Below are 14,435 nucleotides of genomic sequence, written 5' to 3' on the forward strand. Positions count from 1 at the left end.
GGCAGACTCGTGCTCTCACTCTGCCCGCTCGATCTCCCGGTACAGCCAGTCCAGTGCATCAGAGATGCCGCCCAGCTGATCGATGAGCTTCTCCTTTACGGCCTTTTTGCCGTCCAGCATGGTGCCCACGTCCATCACCAGCTCACCGGTGCGGAGCATCAGCTCCGAGTAGCGCGCTGCCGTAATGCCGCTGTGGCCCGCCACAAAGCCGGTGATGCGCTCCTGCATCTGCTCGAACCACCGCATGGTCTGGGGCACGCCCAAAATCATGCCAGAGTGGCGGACCGGGTGCACCGTCATGGTCGCCGTGGGCACGATAAAGCTGCGCCGGGCGCTGACTGCCAGCGGGATGCCGATGGAGTGGCCCCCGCCCAGCACGACCGTGGCACTGGGCTTTGAGATGCTGGCAATGAGTTCTGCCAGCGCCAACCCGGCCTCCACGTCCCCGCCCACAGTATTGATGAGCACCAGCAGGCCCTCCACAGCGGGGTCCTCCTGCACTGCCACCAGCTGCGGGATCACATGCTCATACTTGGTGGTCTTCTGGCCCTGCGGGGCCTCCACATGGCCCTCGATCTGGCCGATCACGGTCAGGCAGTGGATGGCATGGGGGCCGCGGGTGCGCCACACCGTGCCCAGATCTTCCAGCTGCTCTTTCTCCAGCCGCTGCTGTTCGGTGGTTTCCTTTTCATATTCCGGCATGTTGGCTCCTCCTCAGGGTGTTTTTTTCAGTGTTCCCGGGGATCGAAGCAATATGCGGCGGCTAAGATTTCTTTACTTTGAAAAAAATTGGCCCAGAGGATTTGACATTCTGTCTCATTGCAGTATACTTTATACTAAGAATAAGATTGACAAGTATATATCATTATTGTTCAGAAACTGTCTTAATCGCCGGTGCACCTTGCAGGGTGCAAAGAGACCGGCATTCCCTTTGGATGAAAGGAGAACCATTTCCATGAACAATCCCGGCAAAGCTTCCCTTCCGGTGATCAAGCGCCTGCCCAAGTACTACCGCTACCTGCGGACGCTGAAGAACGACGGCATCACCAGCATCTCCTCCCGCGAGCTGGCCGCCCAGATGGGCACCACGGCCTCTCAGGTGCGGCAGGATTTCAACTGCATCGGCGACGTGAACGGCCGCCAGGGCATCGGCTACTCGGTGGAGAACCTGCTTTCCATCCTGGAGCATCTGCTGTTCGGCAACGGTGACCTGCTGCCCACCATCCTCATCGGCTGCGGCCGGTTGGGCAAGGCAGTCAGCCGCTTCATCACCACCGACACCAACGGCTACAAGCTGATCGCCGCCTTTGACAATTCCCCCAGCGAGGTGGGCAAAGAGATCAACGGCATCCAGATCTTACACGTTGACGAGCTGGAGGCCTTCTGCGCAGAGCATAAGCCTGAGGTGGCTGTGTTCTGTGTGCCCCGCAGCGGTGCGGAGGAGCTCAGCGGCCGGCTGGTCGAGCTGGGCATCAAAGGCTTCTGGAACTTCTCCCACTATGACCTGTCGGTGCCCTACCCCGAAGTGGTGGTGGAGAACGTCCACCTGGGCGACAGCCTGATGAGCCTGGGTTACCGCCTGCGCAATCAGGACTGATCTAACATCTATTCATAACATATCACAGAAAACAGGCAGCCCTCTCCCCCCGAACGAGCAGAGAGGGTTGCCTTTTTATGAGGAGAGCAACTATGGCGAAGCTATACTTCCGATACGGTGCCATGAACAGCGGCAAAAGCACCGCGCTGATGCAGGTGGCCCACAACTACGAAGAGCAGGGGATGCGGGTGCTGATCCTGAAGCCCCAGGTGGACACCAAGGGCGGCGGCGAGCTGGTCAGCCGCCTGGGCGTGCGCCGCAGGGCCGACCTGCTCATCCCGCCCGAGGTGGATGTGTTCGAGGCCGTGCGCGCCGCTTCTGCCGGGGAACAGCCGCTGGCCTGTGTTCTCTGCGACGAGAGCCAGTTCTTTACCCCGGCACAGGCCGAGCAGCTGTTCATGGTCACGGTAGACCTGAACATCCCGGTCATCTGCTACGGCCTGCGGTCAGACTTCTCCCTCAAGGGCTTCCCCGGCTCCACCCGTCTGCTGGAGCTGGCCCACACCATTGAGGAGATGAAGACCATCTGCACCTGCGGGCGCAAGGCCACCTGCAACTGCCGCAGGGTCAATGGGGAGTTCGTCTTTGAGGGCGAGCAGGTCGCCATCGATCTGGAAAACGATGTGCAGTACGTCAGCATGTGCCCCCAGTGCTATTTCAAGGCACGGCGGGCGTTTTACGCCAAACGGAACGCACAGTAAGTGTCGATCTCCGGCAGGCACAGGAGCCCTCTCCTGCGTGAGATCCCAGATCTCCCAAAAGATTTTTACAGTTTTCAGAGCGCTGCCCAGCCGGGCAGCGCTCTTTTTTGCTCGTCCTCTTTTGAAGTGATATATCAGTTGTATCCCACTGCGAACGTTTTTTGCGCAATTGATATATCAGTTTATAAAATAGCGATATCGTCACTTTTTTCACACGTTGTATACAACATTATACCGTCAATTTCGCAACAAGTTACAATACTATTGCAATTTTAGAGGTTCTGCTACACTCTCTCGGCCCGTTTCTATGCAATCTATCCAATTATGCAGATTGCATATTTTTTCGCTCCAAGTTTATTCATTTCGGCAATGCCGTCAAATCGCTGCAAATCACGAGAGCAATATTTGTTCGTTTTTTGTCCGTATCACTTCAATTTACATCTTTCTTTTTCCCATCCCTTTTGTTATCATATTTGTATACAACGAGCCTTGTGCAGAAAGGCCCGCTCGATGTTTTTTGATTTATTAGGAGGAGAACAACAATGAGCAAGGCAATTTCCCGTCGTGATTTCCTGAAGGTCACCGGTGCTGTTGGTGCAGCTGGTCTGCTGGCTGCCTGCGGCGGCAATGGCGGCGCTGCTTCCAGCACCGCTTCTTCCGCAGCCGAGGCTGCTTCTGTGGCTGGCCTGAGCAGCGATCCCGTTACCCTGACCATGAGCTGGTGGGGCGGCGAGTCCCGCCACAACGCTTATCAGGAGGCCCTGAAGGCTTTCTCTGCTGAGCACACCACCATCACCGTCAACCCCACCTTCGCTGCATGGTCCGGCTGGGAGGACACCATGTCCACCAAGTTTGCAGGCGGCGTGGCTGAGGATGTCTGCCAGATCAACTGGAACTGGCTGTACAACTACTCCGGCAACGGCCAGACCTTCCTGGATCTGAACAGCGTCACCGATTACCTGGATATGTCCCAGTGGGACGACGCAAAGCTGGGTGCCTGCAACGTTGCAAATGCACAGCAGTGCGTGCCCATCTCCATGACCGGCCGTATCTTCTACTGGAACATGACCACCTTTAACAAGGCTGGCATCACCGAGGTTCCCGCCACTGAGGATGACCTGTTTGCAGCAGGCAAGGCTTTCCAGGAGAAGTTGGGCGATGATTACTATCCCCTGCACCTGGGCGCATACGACCGTATGATCCTGATGGTGTTCTACCTCGAGTCCAAGTACGGCAAGGACTGGGCAGATCCCACCACCTCTACCCTGAACTACACCGCTGACGAGATCGCCGAGGGCATCGACTTCATCAAGAGCCTGGTCGACGGCCACGTCATCATGCCGCTGCCCACCTACTACGGTGCAAACGGCGACGGTGCTACCCACCAGTCCAACGAGTGGATCACCGGCAAGATCGCCGGCATCTTCGAGTGGGATTCCGCTGCTTCCAAGTACCAGGACGCTCTGGACGAGGAGAACAAGCCCGGCTTCACCGTTGGTGAGGAGATCAAGTTCGGCGATTACAACGGCGGCTTCTCCAAGGTCTCCATGGGCATGGCCATCACCAAGACCTGCAAGAACCCCGCTGAGGCTGCTACCCTGATCGAGTACCTGTGGAACGGCGACGGCGCTGCCATCATGGGTTCCGAGTGCGGCATCCCCGCTTCCAAGGCTGGTCTGGCTACCGCTCAGGCTGCCGGTAAGATCAACGAGCTGGTCGCTGAGGCAAACGGCAAGGTCATGAGCTTTGTTTCCTGCCAGCTGGATCCCCTGTTCGAGTCTTCCGATTTGAAGGCTACCGGCACCGGCACCTATCAGGAAGTGTTCGATACCGTTGACTACGACAACAAGAGCGGCGCAGATGTTGTTGACGTTCTGCTGGACGGCATGTCTGCTGTTGGCTACACTGTCTGATCTTCTTTGCTGACCTGAGTCAAATTACATATCAGGGGCATCGTCCACCCGTAGGCCCGATGCCCCTTTTTTCTCAGGCACAGGTTACAATTTTCTGACAAATCTGTTGCCAAAGTGTGACATAAGGTTTGTTGCACTGATTTTCACCAAAGGAGGATCCCCGGATGAAAGAAAGCAAAGCGCCCTCTCTCGGGCGTACCCCCGCACAGAAGTTCCTGGATAAGTGGCAGGGTCTGATCTACCTGATCCCCTGGATCATCGGCTTTATCGTGTTCAAGGCCATCCCCTTCGGTCAGTCGCTGTATTACAGTTTCACCGACATGAACTTCTTCAATGGCATCCACCAGTACGGCGTGATGAACTACGTCACCGCCTTCTCTGATGCCAAGGTCACCAAGGCTCTGGTCACCACCTTCAAGTACGCCTTCATCACCGTGCCCCTGAAGCTGATCTTTGCTCTGTTCATCGCATACATCCTGAACTTCAAGATCGCCTGCGTGAACCTGTTCCGTACCGTTTACTACATCCCGTCCATTCTGGGTGGCTCCGTTGCCATCGCCGTGCTGTGGAAGGCTGTTTTCCGTGATGATGGTCTGGTCAACACCATCATCCGCGCCATCACCTTCGGCCACGCACAGGGCCCCTCCTGGCTGAGCGACCCCAACTATGCGCTGTGGATCATCTGCTTCCTGCGCATCTGGCAGTTCGGCTCCGCCATGGTGCTGTTCCTGGCCGCCCTGAAGGGCGTGCCTGCAGACCTGTACGAGGCTGCCACCATCGATGGTGCCGGTAAGTGGAAGCAGTTCTTCTCCATCACTGTTCCCATGATCACCCCCATCATCTTCTACAACCTGGTCACTCAGATCTGCCAGGCTTTCCAGGAGTTCAACGGCCCCTTCATCATCACCAACGGCGGCCCGCGCAACTCCACCACCCTGATCTCCATTCTGGTTTACAACTACGCCTTCAAGTCCAACCAGATGGGCATGGCTTCCGCTCTGGCCTGGATCATGTTCGTGATCGTCTGCATCCTCACGATCATCGCCTTCACCAGCCAGAAGAAGTGGGTCTACTACTCGGATGAAAGGTAAGGTGTGACAGTATGGGAATGAAAGCATCCAACGCCATTGCGACGTTTTTTAAGTATCTTGTCCTGATCCTGGTGGGCCTGATCATGATCTATCCCCTGCTGTGGATGGTCAGCGCTACCTTTAAGGACAACAGCGAGATCTTTGCAGGCATCGGCCTGTGGATCAAGAACCCCACCCTGGAGGGCTACAAGAACGCGCTGAACAACTTCGGCGGTTCCATCAACATCCTGCAGGCCATGCTGAACACTTATTCTTATGTTCTGCCCAAGGTCATCTGCACGGTGGTCTCCTCCTGCATTGCAGCCTACGGCTTTGGCCGTTTCGACTTCCCGGGCCGGAAGATCCTGTTCAGCATCATGCTGGCCACCCTGTTCCTGCCTCAGGTCGTTCTGAACGTTCCTCAGTTCCTGCTATACACCAAGTTCGGCTGGGTCAACAGCCCGTTCTATCTGGCCATCTGGGTCCACACTGCATTTGCAACTGAGACCTACTTTGTTTACCAGCTGGTGCAGTTCATGCGCAATGTCCCGCGCGATCTGGACGAGGCTGCCGCCATTGATGGCTGCAACTCCTTCCAGACCCTGTACAAGGTCATTGTCCCCATGCTGATGCCCGCTCTGGTGTCCTGCGCACTGTTCCAGTTCATGTGGAGCTGCAACGACTTCATGGGCCCCCTGCTTTACGTGCAGACCCCTGCAAAGTACCCCATGTCCCTGTTCGTCAAGCTGTCCATGGACGGTGATACCGGCTTTGCCTGGAACCGTATCCTGGCCCTGTCCCTGATCTCCATCCTGCCGCAGCTGATTGTTTTCTTCTGTGCACAGGATCAGTTCGTCGAAGGTATCTCCGCCGGTGCTGTCAAGGGCTAAGCACCCCCTCTGCGGACAGAACCATTGACTTTCGATGAATAAGCAACGCCCCCTGTGCGCAGCACAGGGGGCGTTGCTCTTATCCGCGGTGACTTTTGCGGTATTGCAGCGGCCCCGTTCCCATCGTCTCGCGGAACACGCGGCGGAAATGGGCGGCGGAGGCAAAGCCGGTCTGCTCGGCCACAGCGCTGATGTTCAGGTCGGTGCTCTCCAGCAGGCGCTGGGCAGCCTCAATGCGGCGGCCATTGATGTAATCCACAATGGACTGGCCCGTGACCCGCCGGAACAGCCGACTCAGGTAATAGGGCGACAGGTAGAACCGCGCAGCCACATCTGTCAGGGAAAATTTCTGCTGGTAGTTGGCTGCAAGGTAAGCGCAGATCTGCTCCACCGTCTCGTTGCGGGGGCGGATGTCCTGCTTTTCACTGCGGCACTCCTGCTCCACATAGTGCAGGATGAGGGCCAGATAGATCATACCGGGGCTTTCCGGCTCGCTCTCGGCGCTTTGCATCATGCCCAACAGGGTGCGCAGGCGGCCTGACCACTGCACCGGGCCGTACAGGGCCGTTTGTTCTCCCGGCTCAAACAGCGCCATGAAATCCCGCTGCATCAGGTTCTTGAGCACCGGGAGAACGCCCGCCGGAAACCGGCAGCCGATGAGCTCAGGGGCAATGTGGCCCGCCTGCTGCAGCAGGCCCCCGCCGGGGCCCAGCAGCAACACACAGCCCGGGTTCACCAGCAGGCTCTCGCCGCCCCGCACCAGCGTAAAGCTGCCGCCGGACACCAGAATGATCCGGCAGATTTCCTCCTCCTCAGCCAGCTCATACTGGCCGGTCTGGAACCGCAGCGCCTTTGCCGTTACCCGGCCGCTCCATTTTTCCCGTTCCGCTTTCATCCGCACACCCCATTCAACAGTTTCTTTTCCTCAGTGTACCATGCCCGCCACCTGCGGGCAACCCATAAATCTTTCAACATCCAAGGAGGCATCCTGTTTATGAAGCTTTCCCTGATCCGTTCCATGACCCGCAGTGCCGTGTTCGAGCTGGAAAACGGCCTGTGCTATCGTCCGGCGCATCCCTTCACCGTTCAGCTGAACGGTGAGACCGTTTACACCGCCTGCGAGACCAACGTGTTCTCCCTGTTCAGCCTGCTGCCCGGCACCCCCTACACGGTTGCCGTACAGGCTGAGGGCGAGACCCTGACCCTCGATTTCACCACCGAGACCGAGACCTTCTTTGTGGACGCATCCCGCTACGGCCTGGTGGCCGATGGCACCACCGACAACACCGGCAAGCTGCAGGCCGCCCTTTCCACCTGCCCCAAGGGCGGCACGGTCTATGTGCCTGCCGGGCGCTACCGCACCTCCAGCCTGTTTATGAAGAGCTGCACCACCCTCTACCTGGAAAAGGGCGCTGTGCTGCTGGGCGACAACGACCGCACCCACTACCCCATCCTGCCCGGTGTCATCCCCAGTGAGAACGAGGTGGATGAATATTATCTGACCGGCTGGGAGGGCAACCCGCTGGACAGCTTTGCCGGCCTGCTGAACATCACGCAGGTGCACGACGTGGTGGTGACCGGCGAGGGCACCCTGGACTGCGATGCCCAGAACGGCGACTGGTGGATCAACCAGAAGGTCAAGCGGATCGCATGGCGGCCCCGCGCGGTGGCCGCGGTGGACAGTGAGAACGTCTGCCTGCACGGCATCACGGTGCAGAACAGCTACTCCTGGACCATCCACCCCATCTTCGTCAAGCATCTGGATCTGCTGAACTTCAACATCAACAATCCCTACAACGCCCCCAACACCGACGGCATCGACCCCGAGAGCTGCGAGTACATCCGCATCATCGGTGCGAACATCCACGTGGGTGACGACTGCATTGCCATGAAAGCCAGCAAAGTGTTCCTGGGCATGAAGCTGAAAAAGAGCTGTGCGCACACTGTGATCCGGAACTGCCTGCTGGACAAAGGCCATGGCGGCATCGTCATCGGCAGCGAGATGAGCGGCGGCGTGAAGGATATGGTGGTGACCCAGTGCCTGATGGACCACACCGACCGCGGCCTGCGGGTCAAGACCCGGCGCGGCCGCGGCAACACCGCCGTCATCGACGGGCTGGTGTTCCGTAACGTGGAGATGCGCGGTGTCAAGGCTCCCTTTGTCATCAACATGTTCTATTTCTGTGACCCGGACGGTCACAGCCCCTATGTCCAGTGCCGCGATGCCATGCCGGTGGATGAGTACACCCCCAAGCTGGGCAGCCTGACCATGGAGGATATCGTGGCCACCGACGCACAGTTCGCGGGCTGCTACTTCGACGGCCTGCCTGAGCAGCCCATCGAGCGCGTCTCCATGAAGAATGTCACCATCACCTTTGACCCCAACGCCGAAGCCGGTCAGGCCGCCATGGCGGACAACCGCCCCAACGTGAAAAAGCTGGCCATCTACGCGGAGAACGTCAAGGAGATCGACCTGCACAACGTCAAGATCACCGGCTACGAGGGCGAGCGCCTGCGCTTTGCCAATGTCGGCCATTTCGAGGAGGACTGACCCATGACCCATGAAGAAATTCTCACCCTGCTGGGCGACTATGTGGACTACCTGATCGCCAATTCCAGCGCCGAGGCCCCCATGTGGAACATTGAAAAGGTGCGCAGCGGCAAGCCCAACAAGTGGAACTACATCGACGGCTGCATGATCACGGCCTGCCTGAGCCTGTACAAGACCACCGGGGACGAGAAGTACCTGAGCTTCTCCAAGGATTTCATCGACTTCTTTGTGCAGGAGGATGGTTCCATCAAGACTTATGACCCCAAGGAGTATAACCTGGACAACGTGAACCAAGGTAAGAACCTGTTCACCCTGTACGACATCTTCGGGGAGGAGAAGTACCGCCGGGCCATTGACACCATCCGCAGCCAGCTGCTCACCCAGCCCCGCACCAAGGAGGGCAACTTCTGGCACAAGGATATCTACCCCTGGCAGGTCTGGCTGGACGGCACCTACATGGCCCAGCCCTTCTACATGGAGTACGAGACCCGCTACAACAAGATGCAGGGCTGCATTGACAGCTACAAGCAGTTTATGAACATCAAAAAGCACATGCGGGACGAAAAGACCGGCCTGTACTACCACGGCTACGACGAGAGCCGCCAAATGTACTGGGCTGACCCCGTGACCGGCTGCAGCCCCAACTTCTGGCTGCGGGCCATGGGCTGGTTCATGGTGGCCATGGTGGATGTGCTGGAGCGGATGGACGAGCAGCTGTACAACGAGTACCGCGGCATCATGGCACAGCTCCGCCAGACCATTGAGGATGTGCACAAGTTCCAGGACGAGGAGACCGGCATGTTCTGGCAGGTGATGGATCACCCCGGCGTGGAGGGCAACTACCTTGAGACCAGCGGCACTGCCCTGTTCGCCTATGCGGTGCTCAAGGGCGTGCGCCTGGGCTACCTGCCCAAGCGGATGGCTGCCTGGGCTGAGAAAGCCTTCTACGGCACCTGTGACAGGTACCTCTCCAAGAACCCGGACGGCAGCCTGCAGCTGGATGGCATCTGCCTGGTGGCAGGTCTGGGCGGCAAGGACCACCGCGACGGCTCCCTGGCCTACTACTTCAGTGAGCCTGTGGTCTGCAACGATGCCAAGGGCGTAGGCCCCCTGGTGCTGGCCTACACCGAGATGATCGCCCGCAAGTAATACACGACACAGCAAAAAGCGAACCGCCATGGTGACAGATGCCATGGCGGTTCGTTTTTACACTTTTTTCTTCGAGCACCCATCGTCCGGGTGCACATTCAGTATACCCGGACAGGTGCCCCCTGTAAAAGGTATCTTTTGTATTGCTGTGATATGTTTTTTGTATGGCTCACACTTCCGTGTGGGAGGCCGCGCTGCTGTCCTCATTTTCCGCATCGAGGTCAGGGCCGGTGCCCTCGTCCAGATCCAGGCGCAGGCGGTCGCTTTCCGCATCATTCAGGACCCGCTCCTGCCGGGCATCGTATTCGATCCAGAACTCCCCCCGGTGCAGGGCAAAATCAAAGGCTGCCATCAGGCAGGCCCCGCCAAAGGCGCTGACCATCAGCACGATGCAGAGGAGCACCGAGAGGAAATCGTACTTCCAGCGCTGAGGCCTTGCGGCAAAATACAGTACCTCGCACCCCAGCAGGATCAGCCCTGCCGCCGGGGCGATTTTCAGCGCAAGATCCCAGTTGAAATGCGGCACAAAGAAATAGCAGAGGAACAGCACGCCGCAGGCGATCAGGCAGACTCCCAGCGTCAGGGTGCCCACCCGGCGCACCGGGGCGCTCTCCGGGGCTTTGGGGGCCGGGCGCTCTGCTGTGTTATTCTTCTTCTCGTCCATCGTCCTCATCCTCCGGGTCAAGGGTCACCTCACCGGTCGCATCCGGCTCTGCCTTGCGGGCAAAGTGATCCAGCAGGCTGGGCATCTTCTTTTCGGGCTGATACTCCTGAAAATCGGTCTCCTCCGGGGCGGCGGCTTCCGGGGCAGCCTTCTTTGCCCTGGGCCCACGCACCAGCCAGATGCCGCACAGGATCAGCGCCACGCAGAGCACAACCTCGGGCAGTTGATCCATCACCAGATAGATGGCCCGCCACACCGGAGCTTTCTGGCCCCAGCGCCACAGGATATCGCCCAGCGTGTTCATAATGATCTGCTCGTAAGCGATCAGCGCACCGATGGCGATCAGGCACCAGCCCACCAGCTTGTGGCTGTCCATCATCATCCGTGCAAGGCGCTTGTCCTGCGGGTCGAAGTGGACCAGATAATCGTCCTCCGGGGCGGTGCCCATGCTGATCTGGGCACGCAGGTTGAAGGTGTCGAAAAAGCTGTACATGAACACCACCAGCAGCGCAAACGCGACGGGCGGGATCAGCATGGCTGCCATGCTGATGGCAGCCGCCATCAGCACCAGCGAAAGGCCGCGCTTCATATATCCCTGATACATCTGGCCCGCGCCCGGGATAAAGGCGAACAGCAGGGTCAGGATGCCATTTTTCTTCATAATCGTTCCCTCATTTCTCTGTATTCGGGGTGTTGCCCGCGATCTTATCGGTCACATCCGTGAACAGCTTGTGGAGCACAGAGGAGCCTTCGCCGGCATAGCGGCGGTCCTGTTTTGTCTCCATGGGTCTCCCCAGCTGTTCCGGCGCGGCCTGCGGCCGGTCGTCCTCAATGGGGCGGTATTGCGGGGTGTTCTCCGGGGCCGGGTCATTCTGGCCGGGTTCCCAGAGCTGGCTCTGGTCGGTCTCCAGCACGGTTTCCCGCCCGGCACCATACTGGATGATCTGCTGCAGCGCCCCGCTCCGCCACAGGGTCAGGGCCAGCACAGCGGCCACACCGGCCACGGCAGCCCTGCCATAGGTATTCTGCATCAGGCGGGCCCAGATCGTGCCCATCACCGCGCCCTGCACGCTCCTTGGCGGTTTTTCCAGCGCGTCGGCGGTCAAAAGGGCCGTGTAACGATCCATGCACTGGTCACAATAGGAGAGGTGTTCGGCGGCTTCCAGCCTGCCCAGTTCATCCAACTGGCCGTCCATCATGGCCCGGAAGCCCGCGTCGGTCATGCAGCCATCTTCACGAAACAATTCCATCTTCGCTCCTCCTTTCCTGACGGATCTGCTCCGCCAGCATTTTCTTTGCCCGGTAGATCTGCGCCTCCACCGTCTTTTGGGGCCTGCCGCAGAGGGCTGCCGCCTCGGCGGCGGTGCGGCCCTCCAGCAGCATCAGGCGGCAGGGGGTGCGGTACGGCTCCCGCATCCCCAGGATCTTCTCGGTCAGGGTCTCCTCGCTCATGGCATCCAGCACCTGCTGCTCCGGGTCGGAGCCGGGCGGCGCGCCTTCCAGTGCAAGGATATCATCTCCCGGGGTGTTCACCCGGCGCACCCACGCACTGCGCAGGTAGTCCTTGGCTTTGTTGGAAGCGATACGCGCCAGCCACTGCTTTTCGTACCCGGGCGGGCAGCGGTCAATGGCCCGCCATGCGGCCAGAAAAGTCTCCTGTGCCAGATCCTGGGCATCGCCCTCGTCCGGCACCAGCTGGTGGCAGACCGTGTAGACCAGACCCTGATACTGCCGCACCAGCGCATTGAATTCCAGTGTTGTCAACGGTCCGCATCCCTCCTTTCCTGCCGCTCTGTAATTGAATACGAAACAGAGCGCGGTTTTCCTGCAAAAATTTTGAAAAATAAAAACGGATAAACCTCTCAGGCGCTTCGCGCCAGTACGGGTTGCGGCTCCCAGCATCCACTTCGTGCTGTAAACAGCACTCGTATCTTGCTGGCCGCGGCCCCAACAGCAACGCCCTTCATCCGCCACTGGCGGCGGTTGTTGCTGTTGCTCCTAGTAGGGGAGCCCTTGGCATAATGGGCAAGTCTCTTTTGCAATGCCTCAAGTTATGCTATACTATTACTACTATAGCACAAGAAGGAGGCGGTTTCCATGGGGGGAAGCACCAAACAGGCCCTGCTGCAGGCGCTTTCGGCGGCAGAGGGAGCCTATATCTCAGGCCAGCAGCTGGCCGAAGCGCTGGGCGTGAGCCGCGCGGCTGTCCACAAGGCGGCACAGGCGCTTTCGGCTCAGGGATACGCGCTGGATTCCGCCCCGCGCCGGGGCTACCGGCTGGCAGGCGGTGACCCCTTCTGCGCCGAAGCGGTGGGCCCCTACCCCGCCCCCATTCACATCTACGACACACTGCAAAGCTCCAACCTGACGGCCAAGCAGCTGGCACTGGGCGGTGCACCCCACGGCACGCTGGTGCTCACGGCCCACCAGCAGGCGGGGCGCGGGCGGCTGGGGCGGCGGTTTGAGAGCCCTGCCGGGAAGGGGGTCTACCTCTCCCTCATCCTGCGGCCCACCCTCTCTGCCGCCGATGCCCAGAGCGCGACCATCAGTGCAGCGGTGGCCGTGGCCCGGGCTGTCAGGGCCCTGTGCGGGCTGGAACTGGGCATCAAATGGGTGAACGACCTTTACTATCAGGGCCGCAAGGTCTGCGGCATCCTGACCGAAGCCGGAACTGACATGGAGAGCGGCCAGCTGGAATGGCTGGTGGTGGGCATCGGCCTCAACCTGACCACCTCCCCTGCCGATTGGCCCGAGGAGCTGGCCCGCACGGCAGGCAGCCTTTACCCCGGCGGGCCCGCACCCGTGAGCCGGGCAGTGCTGGCCGGGGCCATTGCCCGGGAGCTGCTCTCCCTCTGCCCGGCCTTCGACTGTCTGGACGAGTACCGGGCCCGCTGTTTTGTGCCGGGCCACTGGGTCACCGTCTGCACCGGGGCCGAGACCTATGCCGCAAAGGCCCTTTCCATTGACGATGCGGGCCGTCTGGTGGTGGAGCGCGAGGGCAGCAGGCAGATTGCCCTGCAGCACGGCGAGGTCAGCATCCGGCCGACAAGGACAGGGTGAGGTGGATTGTCAAGGAGGAGAGGTCGTCCTCAAAAAAAAAAAAAAAAAAAAATTTCCCAGTCAGGTGAAAGGATTCCTCTTTTTCTGCATTATAGGAAGTAGAAGAGTATAAGCCCCCATACCACCCAGCCGGGAGACCGGCCCAAAGAAAGTGAGGGACCCCCTATGAAGAAACGACTTATCAGCCTTCTGGTGGCGCTGTGCATGGCGGTAACGCTCCTGCCTGTGTCGGCACTTACAGCGTGGGCGGAGAAAGGCGGCCAATTAAAAATTGTAGATGGATATCCCGAAGGTTCTATCGATGCTAACGGTACCCATACTACAAGTTGTTCTGGCGATGGCTGGAGCTATGACGGTTCTACACAAACGCTTACTCTCGATCCCTCAACTCCTACTACCTATGATTTGAAAGAGTGCGGAAACATCCGTCTGGATCCAAAGAGTATTTTATGTTCTGCCATCATAAGGAAAAACGCAGAGATTGTAAATGGTAAATTTTGGAACGCCAAAAATCCTGGTTCCAGTATTACCAATGATGGCACTATAACGAGTGGCGTTTACTCAATGCCCGTTATAAATCATGGTACAATTACCGGCGGCACGTTTAAATCTACCGTTACCAACAATGGCACCATAAAGGGCGGCATTTTTCATAAAAAACCAGAGGATGGCCAAGTCGCTGACGGCTATACCTTGAAAGTGAATTCCCAGCAGAATGGTAGCTATGAGAGTTTCGATATAGAAATCAGTTATTTCGGCAACAGCGGTTATGTCATTCCCAATTCCAACCATAATACCAGCATCACCATCTATATTTCTCTTAAAAACAGTCAAGCAATA

At 58.6% G+C, this 14,435-nt stretch carries 15 protein-coding genes; 8 read left to right on the forward strand and 7 right to left on the reverse strand.

What is annotated here, in order from left to right:
- Positions 1-15: 15 nt before the first annotated feature.
- Complete coding sequence (locus J3352_RS07845) at positions 16-702, reverse strand: ClpP family protease (RefSeq protein ID WP_156059747.1); 687 nt, start codon at positions 700-702, stop codon at positions 16-18.
- A 253-nt stretch (positions 703-955) separates the two neighbouring features.
- On the opposite strand from J3352_RS07845, the gene J3352_RS07850 reads away from it, so the two are divergent.
- The 5 genes from J3352_RS07850 (at position 956) to J3352_RS07870 (ending at position 6,171) form a co-directional block, all read left to right on the forward strand.
- Complete coding sequence (locus J3352_RS07850) at positions 956-1,597, forward strand: redox-sensing transcriptional repressor Rex (RefSeq protein WP_005934937.1); 642 nt, start codon at positions 956-958, stop codon at positions 1,595-1,597.
- Positions 1,598-1,689: 92 nt separating this feature from the next.
- The gene (locus J3352_RS07855; RefSeq protein ID WP_005934938.1) at positions 1,690-2,298 is read left to right on the forward strand and encodes a thymidine kinase; all 609 of its coding nucleotides are present in this window, start codon (positions 1,690-1,692) and stop codon (positions 2,296-2,298) included.
- A 542-nt stretch (positions 2,299-2,840) separates the two neighbouring features.
- The gene (locus tag J3352_RS07860) at positions 2,841-4,211 is read left to right on the forward strand and encodes an ABC transporter substrate-binding protein (protein ID WP_005934941.1); all 1,371 of its coding nucleotides are present in this window, start codon (positions 2,841-2,843) and stop codon (positions 4,209-4,211) included.
- A 164-nt stretch (positions 4,212-4,375) separates the two neighbouring features.
- Positions 4,376-5,302 carry a carbohydrate ABC transporter permease gene (locus J3352_RS07865; RefSeq protein WP_005934943.1) on the forward strand — a complete coding sequence of 309 codons (927 nt, stop codon included), beginning with the start codon at positions 4,376-4,378 and terminating at the stop codon, positions 5,300-5,302.
- A gap of 11 nt (positions 5,303-5,313) precedes the next feature.
- Complete coding sequence (locus J3352_RS07870; RefSeq protein ID WP_005934944.1) at positions 5,314-6,171, forward strand: carbohydrate ABC transporter permease; 858 nt, start codon at positions 5,314-5,316, stop codon at positions 6,169-6,171.
- A gap of 79 nt (positions 6,172-6,250) precedes the next feature.
- Here J3352_RS07870 and J3352_RS07875 read toward each other — a convergent pair whose 3' ends face one another.
- Entirely contained in the window at positions 6,251-7,066 is an 816-nt protein-coding gene (locus tag J3352_RS07875; protein WP_156064903.1) for a helix-turn-helix domain-containing protein, read from the reverse strand.
- A 99-nt stretch (positions 7,067-7,165) separates the two neighbouring features.
- On the opposite strand from J3352_RS07875, the gene J3352_RS07880 reads away from it, so the two are divergent.
- Both J3352_RS07880 and J3352_RS07885 read left to right on the forward strand, forming a co-directional pair.
- Positions 7,166-8,722, forward strand: a complete 1,557-nt coding sequence (locus J3352_RS07880) for a glycoside hydrolase family 28 protein (RefSeq protein WP_156066533.1) — start codon at positions 7,166-7,168, stop codon at positions 8,720-8,722.
- 3 nt (positions 8,723-8,725) lie between these two features.
- Positions 8,726-9,871, forward strand: coding sequence for a glycoside hydrolase family 105 protein (locus tag J3352_RS07885; protein WP_156066531.1), 1,146 nt, complete (start codon positions 8,726-8,728; stop codon positions 9,869-9,871).
- A 169-nt stretch (positions 9,872-10,040) separates the two neighbouring features.
- On the opposite strand, the gene J3352_RS07890 is transcribed toward J3352_RS07885, so the two are convergent.
- The 4 genes from J3352_RS07890 to J3352_RS07905 are packed head-to-tail and all read right to left on the reverse strand — an operon-like array spanning position 10,041 to position 12,299.
- A complete protein-coding gene (locus tag J3352_RS07890; protein ID WP_156066529.1) occupies positions 10,041-10,535 on the reverse strand; it encodes a hypothetical protein in 495 nt (164 codons plus the stop codon).
- Complete coding sequence (locus tag J3352_RS07895) at positions 10,516-11,196, reverse strand: hypothetical protein (protein ID WP_156066527.1); 681 nt, start codon at positions 11,194-11,196, stop codon at positions 10,516-10,518. Before J3352_RS07895 ends, J3352_RS07890 begins: the two co-directional genes overlap by 20 nt.
- A 10-nt stretch (positions 11,197-11,206) precedes the next feature.
- Positions 11,207-11,785: a hypothetical protein gene (locus J3352_RS07900; protein WP_156066525.1), complete on the reverse strand. Its 579-nt coding sequence runs from the start codon at positions 11,783-11,785 to the stop codon at positions 11,207-11,209.
- Positions 11,769-12,299: an RNA polymerase sigma factor gene (locus tag J3352_RS07905; protein ID WP_227612747.1), complete on the reverse strand. Its 531-nt coding sequence runs from the start codon at positions 12,297-12,299 to the stop codon at positions 11,769-11,771. Before J3352_RS07905 ends, J3352_RS07900 begins: the two co-directional genes overlap by 17 nt.
- A gap of 333 nt (positions 12,300-12,632) precedes the next feature.
- Between J3352_RS07905 and J3352_RS07910 the strand changes: the two genes are divergently transcribed.
- Positions 12,633-13,595, forward strand: a complete 963-nt coding sequence (locus J3352_RS07910; protein WP_156066523.1) for a biotin--[acetyl-CoA-carboxylase] ligase — start codon at positions 12,633-12,635, stop codon at positions 13,593-13,595.
- A gap of 561 nt (positions 13,596-14,156) precedes the next feature.
- Here J3352_RS07910 and J3352_RS07915 read toward each other — a convergent pair.
- Complete coding sequence (locus J3352_RS07915) at positions 14,157-14,429, reverse strand: hypothetical protein (protein ID WP_156066521.1); 273 nt, start codon at positions 14,427-14,429, stop codon at positions 14,157-14,159.
- Positions 14,430-14,435 lie beyond the last annotated feature (6 nt).

It is taken from the genome of Faecalibacterium sp. Marseille-Q4164, from assembly GCF_017377545.1.
Classification (GTDB): Bacteria; Bacillota; Clostridia; order Oscillospirales; family Ruminococcaceae; genus Faecalibacterium; species Faecalibacterium duncaniae.

Bases quoted from the DNA above. Each gene is read 5' to 3' on its own strand.
- J3352_RS07845 (WP_156059747.1), bottom strand. From the start codon at position 702: ATGCCGGAATATGAAAAGGAAACCACCGAACAGCAGCGGCTGGAGAAA.
- J3352_RS07850 (WP_005934937.1), top strand. From the start codon at position 956: ATGAACAATCCCGGCAAAGCTTCCCTTCCGGTGATCAAGCGCCTGCCC.
- J3352_RS07855 (WP_005934938.1), top strand. From the start codon at position 1,690: ATGGCGAAGCTATACTTCCGATACGGTGCCATGAACAGCGGCAAAAGC.
- J3352_RS07860 (WP_005934941.1), top strand. From the start codon at position 2,841: ATGAGCAAGGCAATTTCCCGTCGTGATTTCCTGAAGGTCACCGGTGCT.
- J3352_RS07865 (WP_005934943.1), top strand. From the start codon at position 4,376: ATGAAAGAAAGCAAAGCGCCCTCTCTCGGGCGTACCCCCGCACAGAAG.
- J3352_RS07870 (WP_005934944.1), top strand. From the start codon at position 5,314: ATGGGAATGAAAGCATCCAACGCCATTGCGACGTTTTTTAAGTATCTT.
- J3352_RS07875 (WP_156064903.1), bottom strand. From the start codon at position 7,066: ATGAAAGCGGAACGGGAAAAATGGAGCGGCCGGGTAACGGCAAAGGCG.
- J3352_RS07880 (WP_156066533.1), top strand. From the start codon at position 7,166: ATGAAGCTTTCCCTGATCCGTTCCATGACCCGCAGTGCCGTGTTCGAG.
- J3352_RS07885 (WP_156066531.1), top strand. From the start codon at position 8,726: ATGACCCATGAAGAAATTCTCACCCTGCTGGGCGACTATGTGGACTAC.
- J3352_RS07890 (WP_156066529.1), bottom strand. From the start codon at position 10,535: ATGGACGAGAAGAAGAATAACACAGCAGAGCGCCCGGCCCCCAAAGCC.
- J3352_RS07895 (WP_156066527.1), bottom strand. From the start codon at position 11,196: ATGAAGAAAAATGGCATCCTGACCCTGCTGTTCGCCTTTATCCCGGGC.
- J3352_RS07900 (WP_156066525.1), bottom strand. From the start codon at position 11,785: ATGGAATTGTTTCGTGAAGATGGCTGCATGACCGACGCGGGCTTCCGG.
- J3352_RS07910 (WP_156066523.1), top strand. From the start codon at position 12,633: ATGGGGGGAAGCACCAAACAGGCCCTGCTGCAGGCGCTTTCGGCGGCA.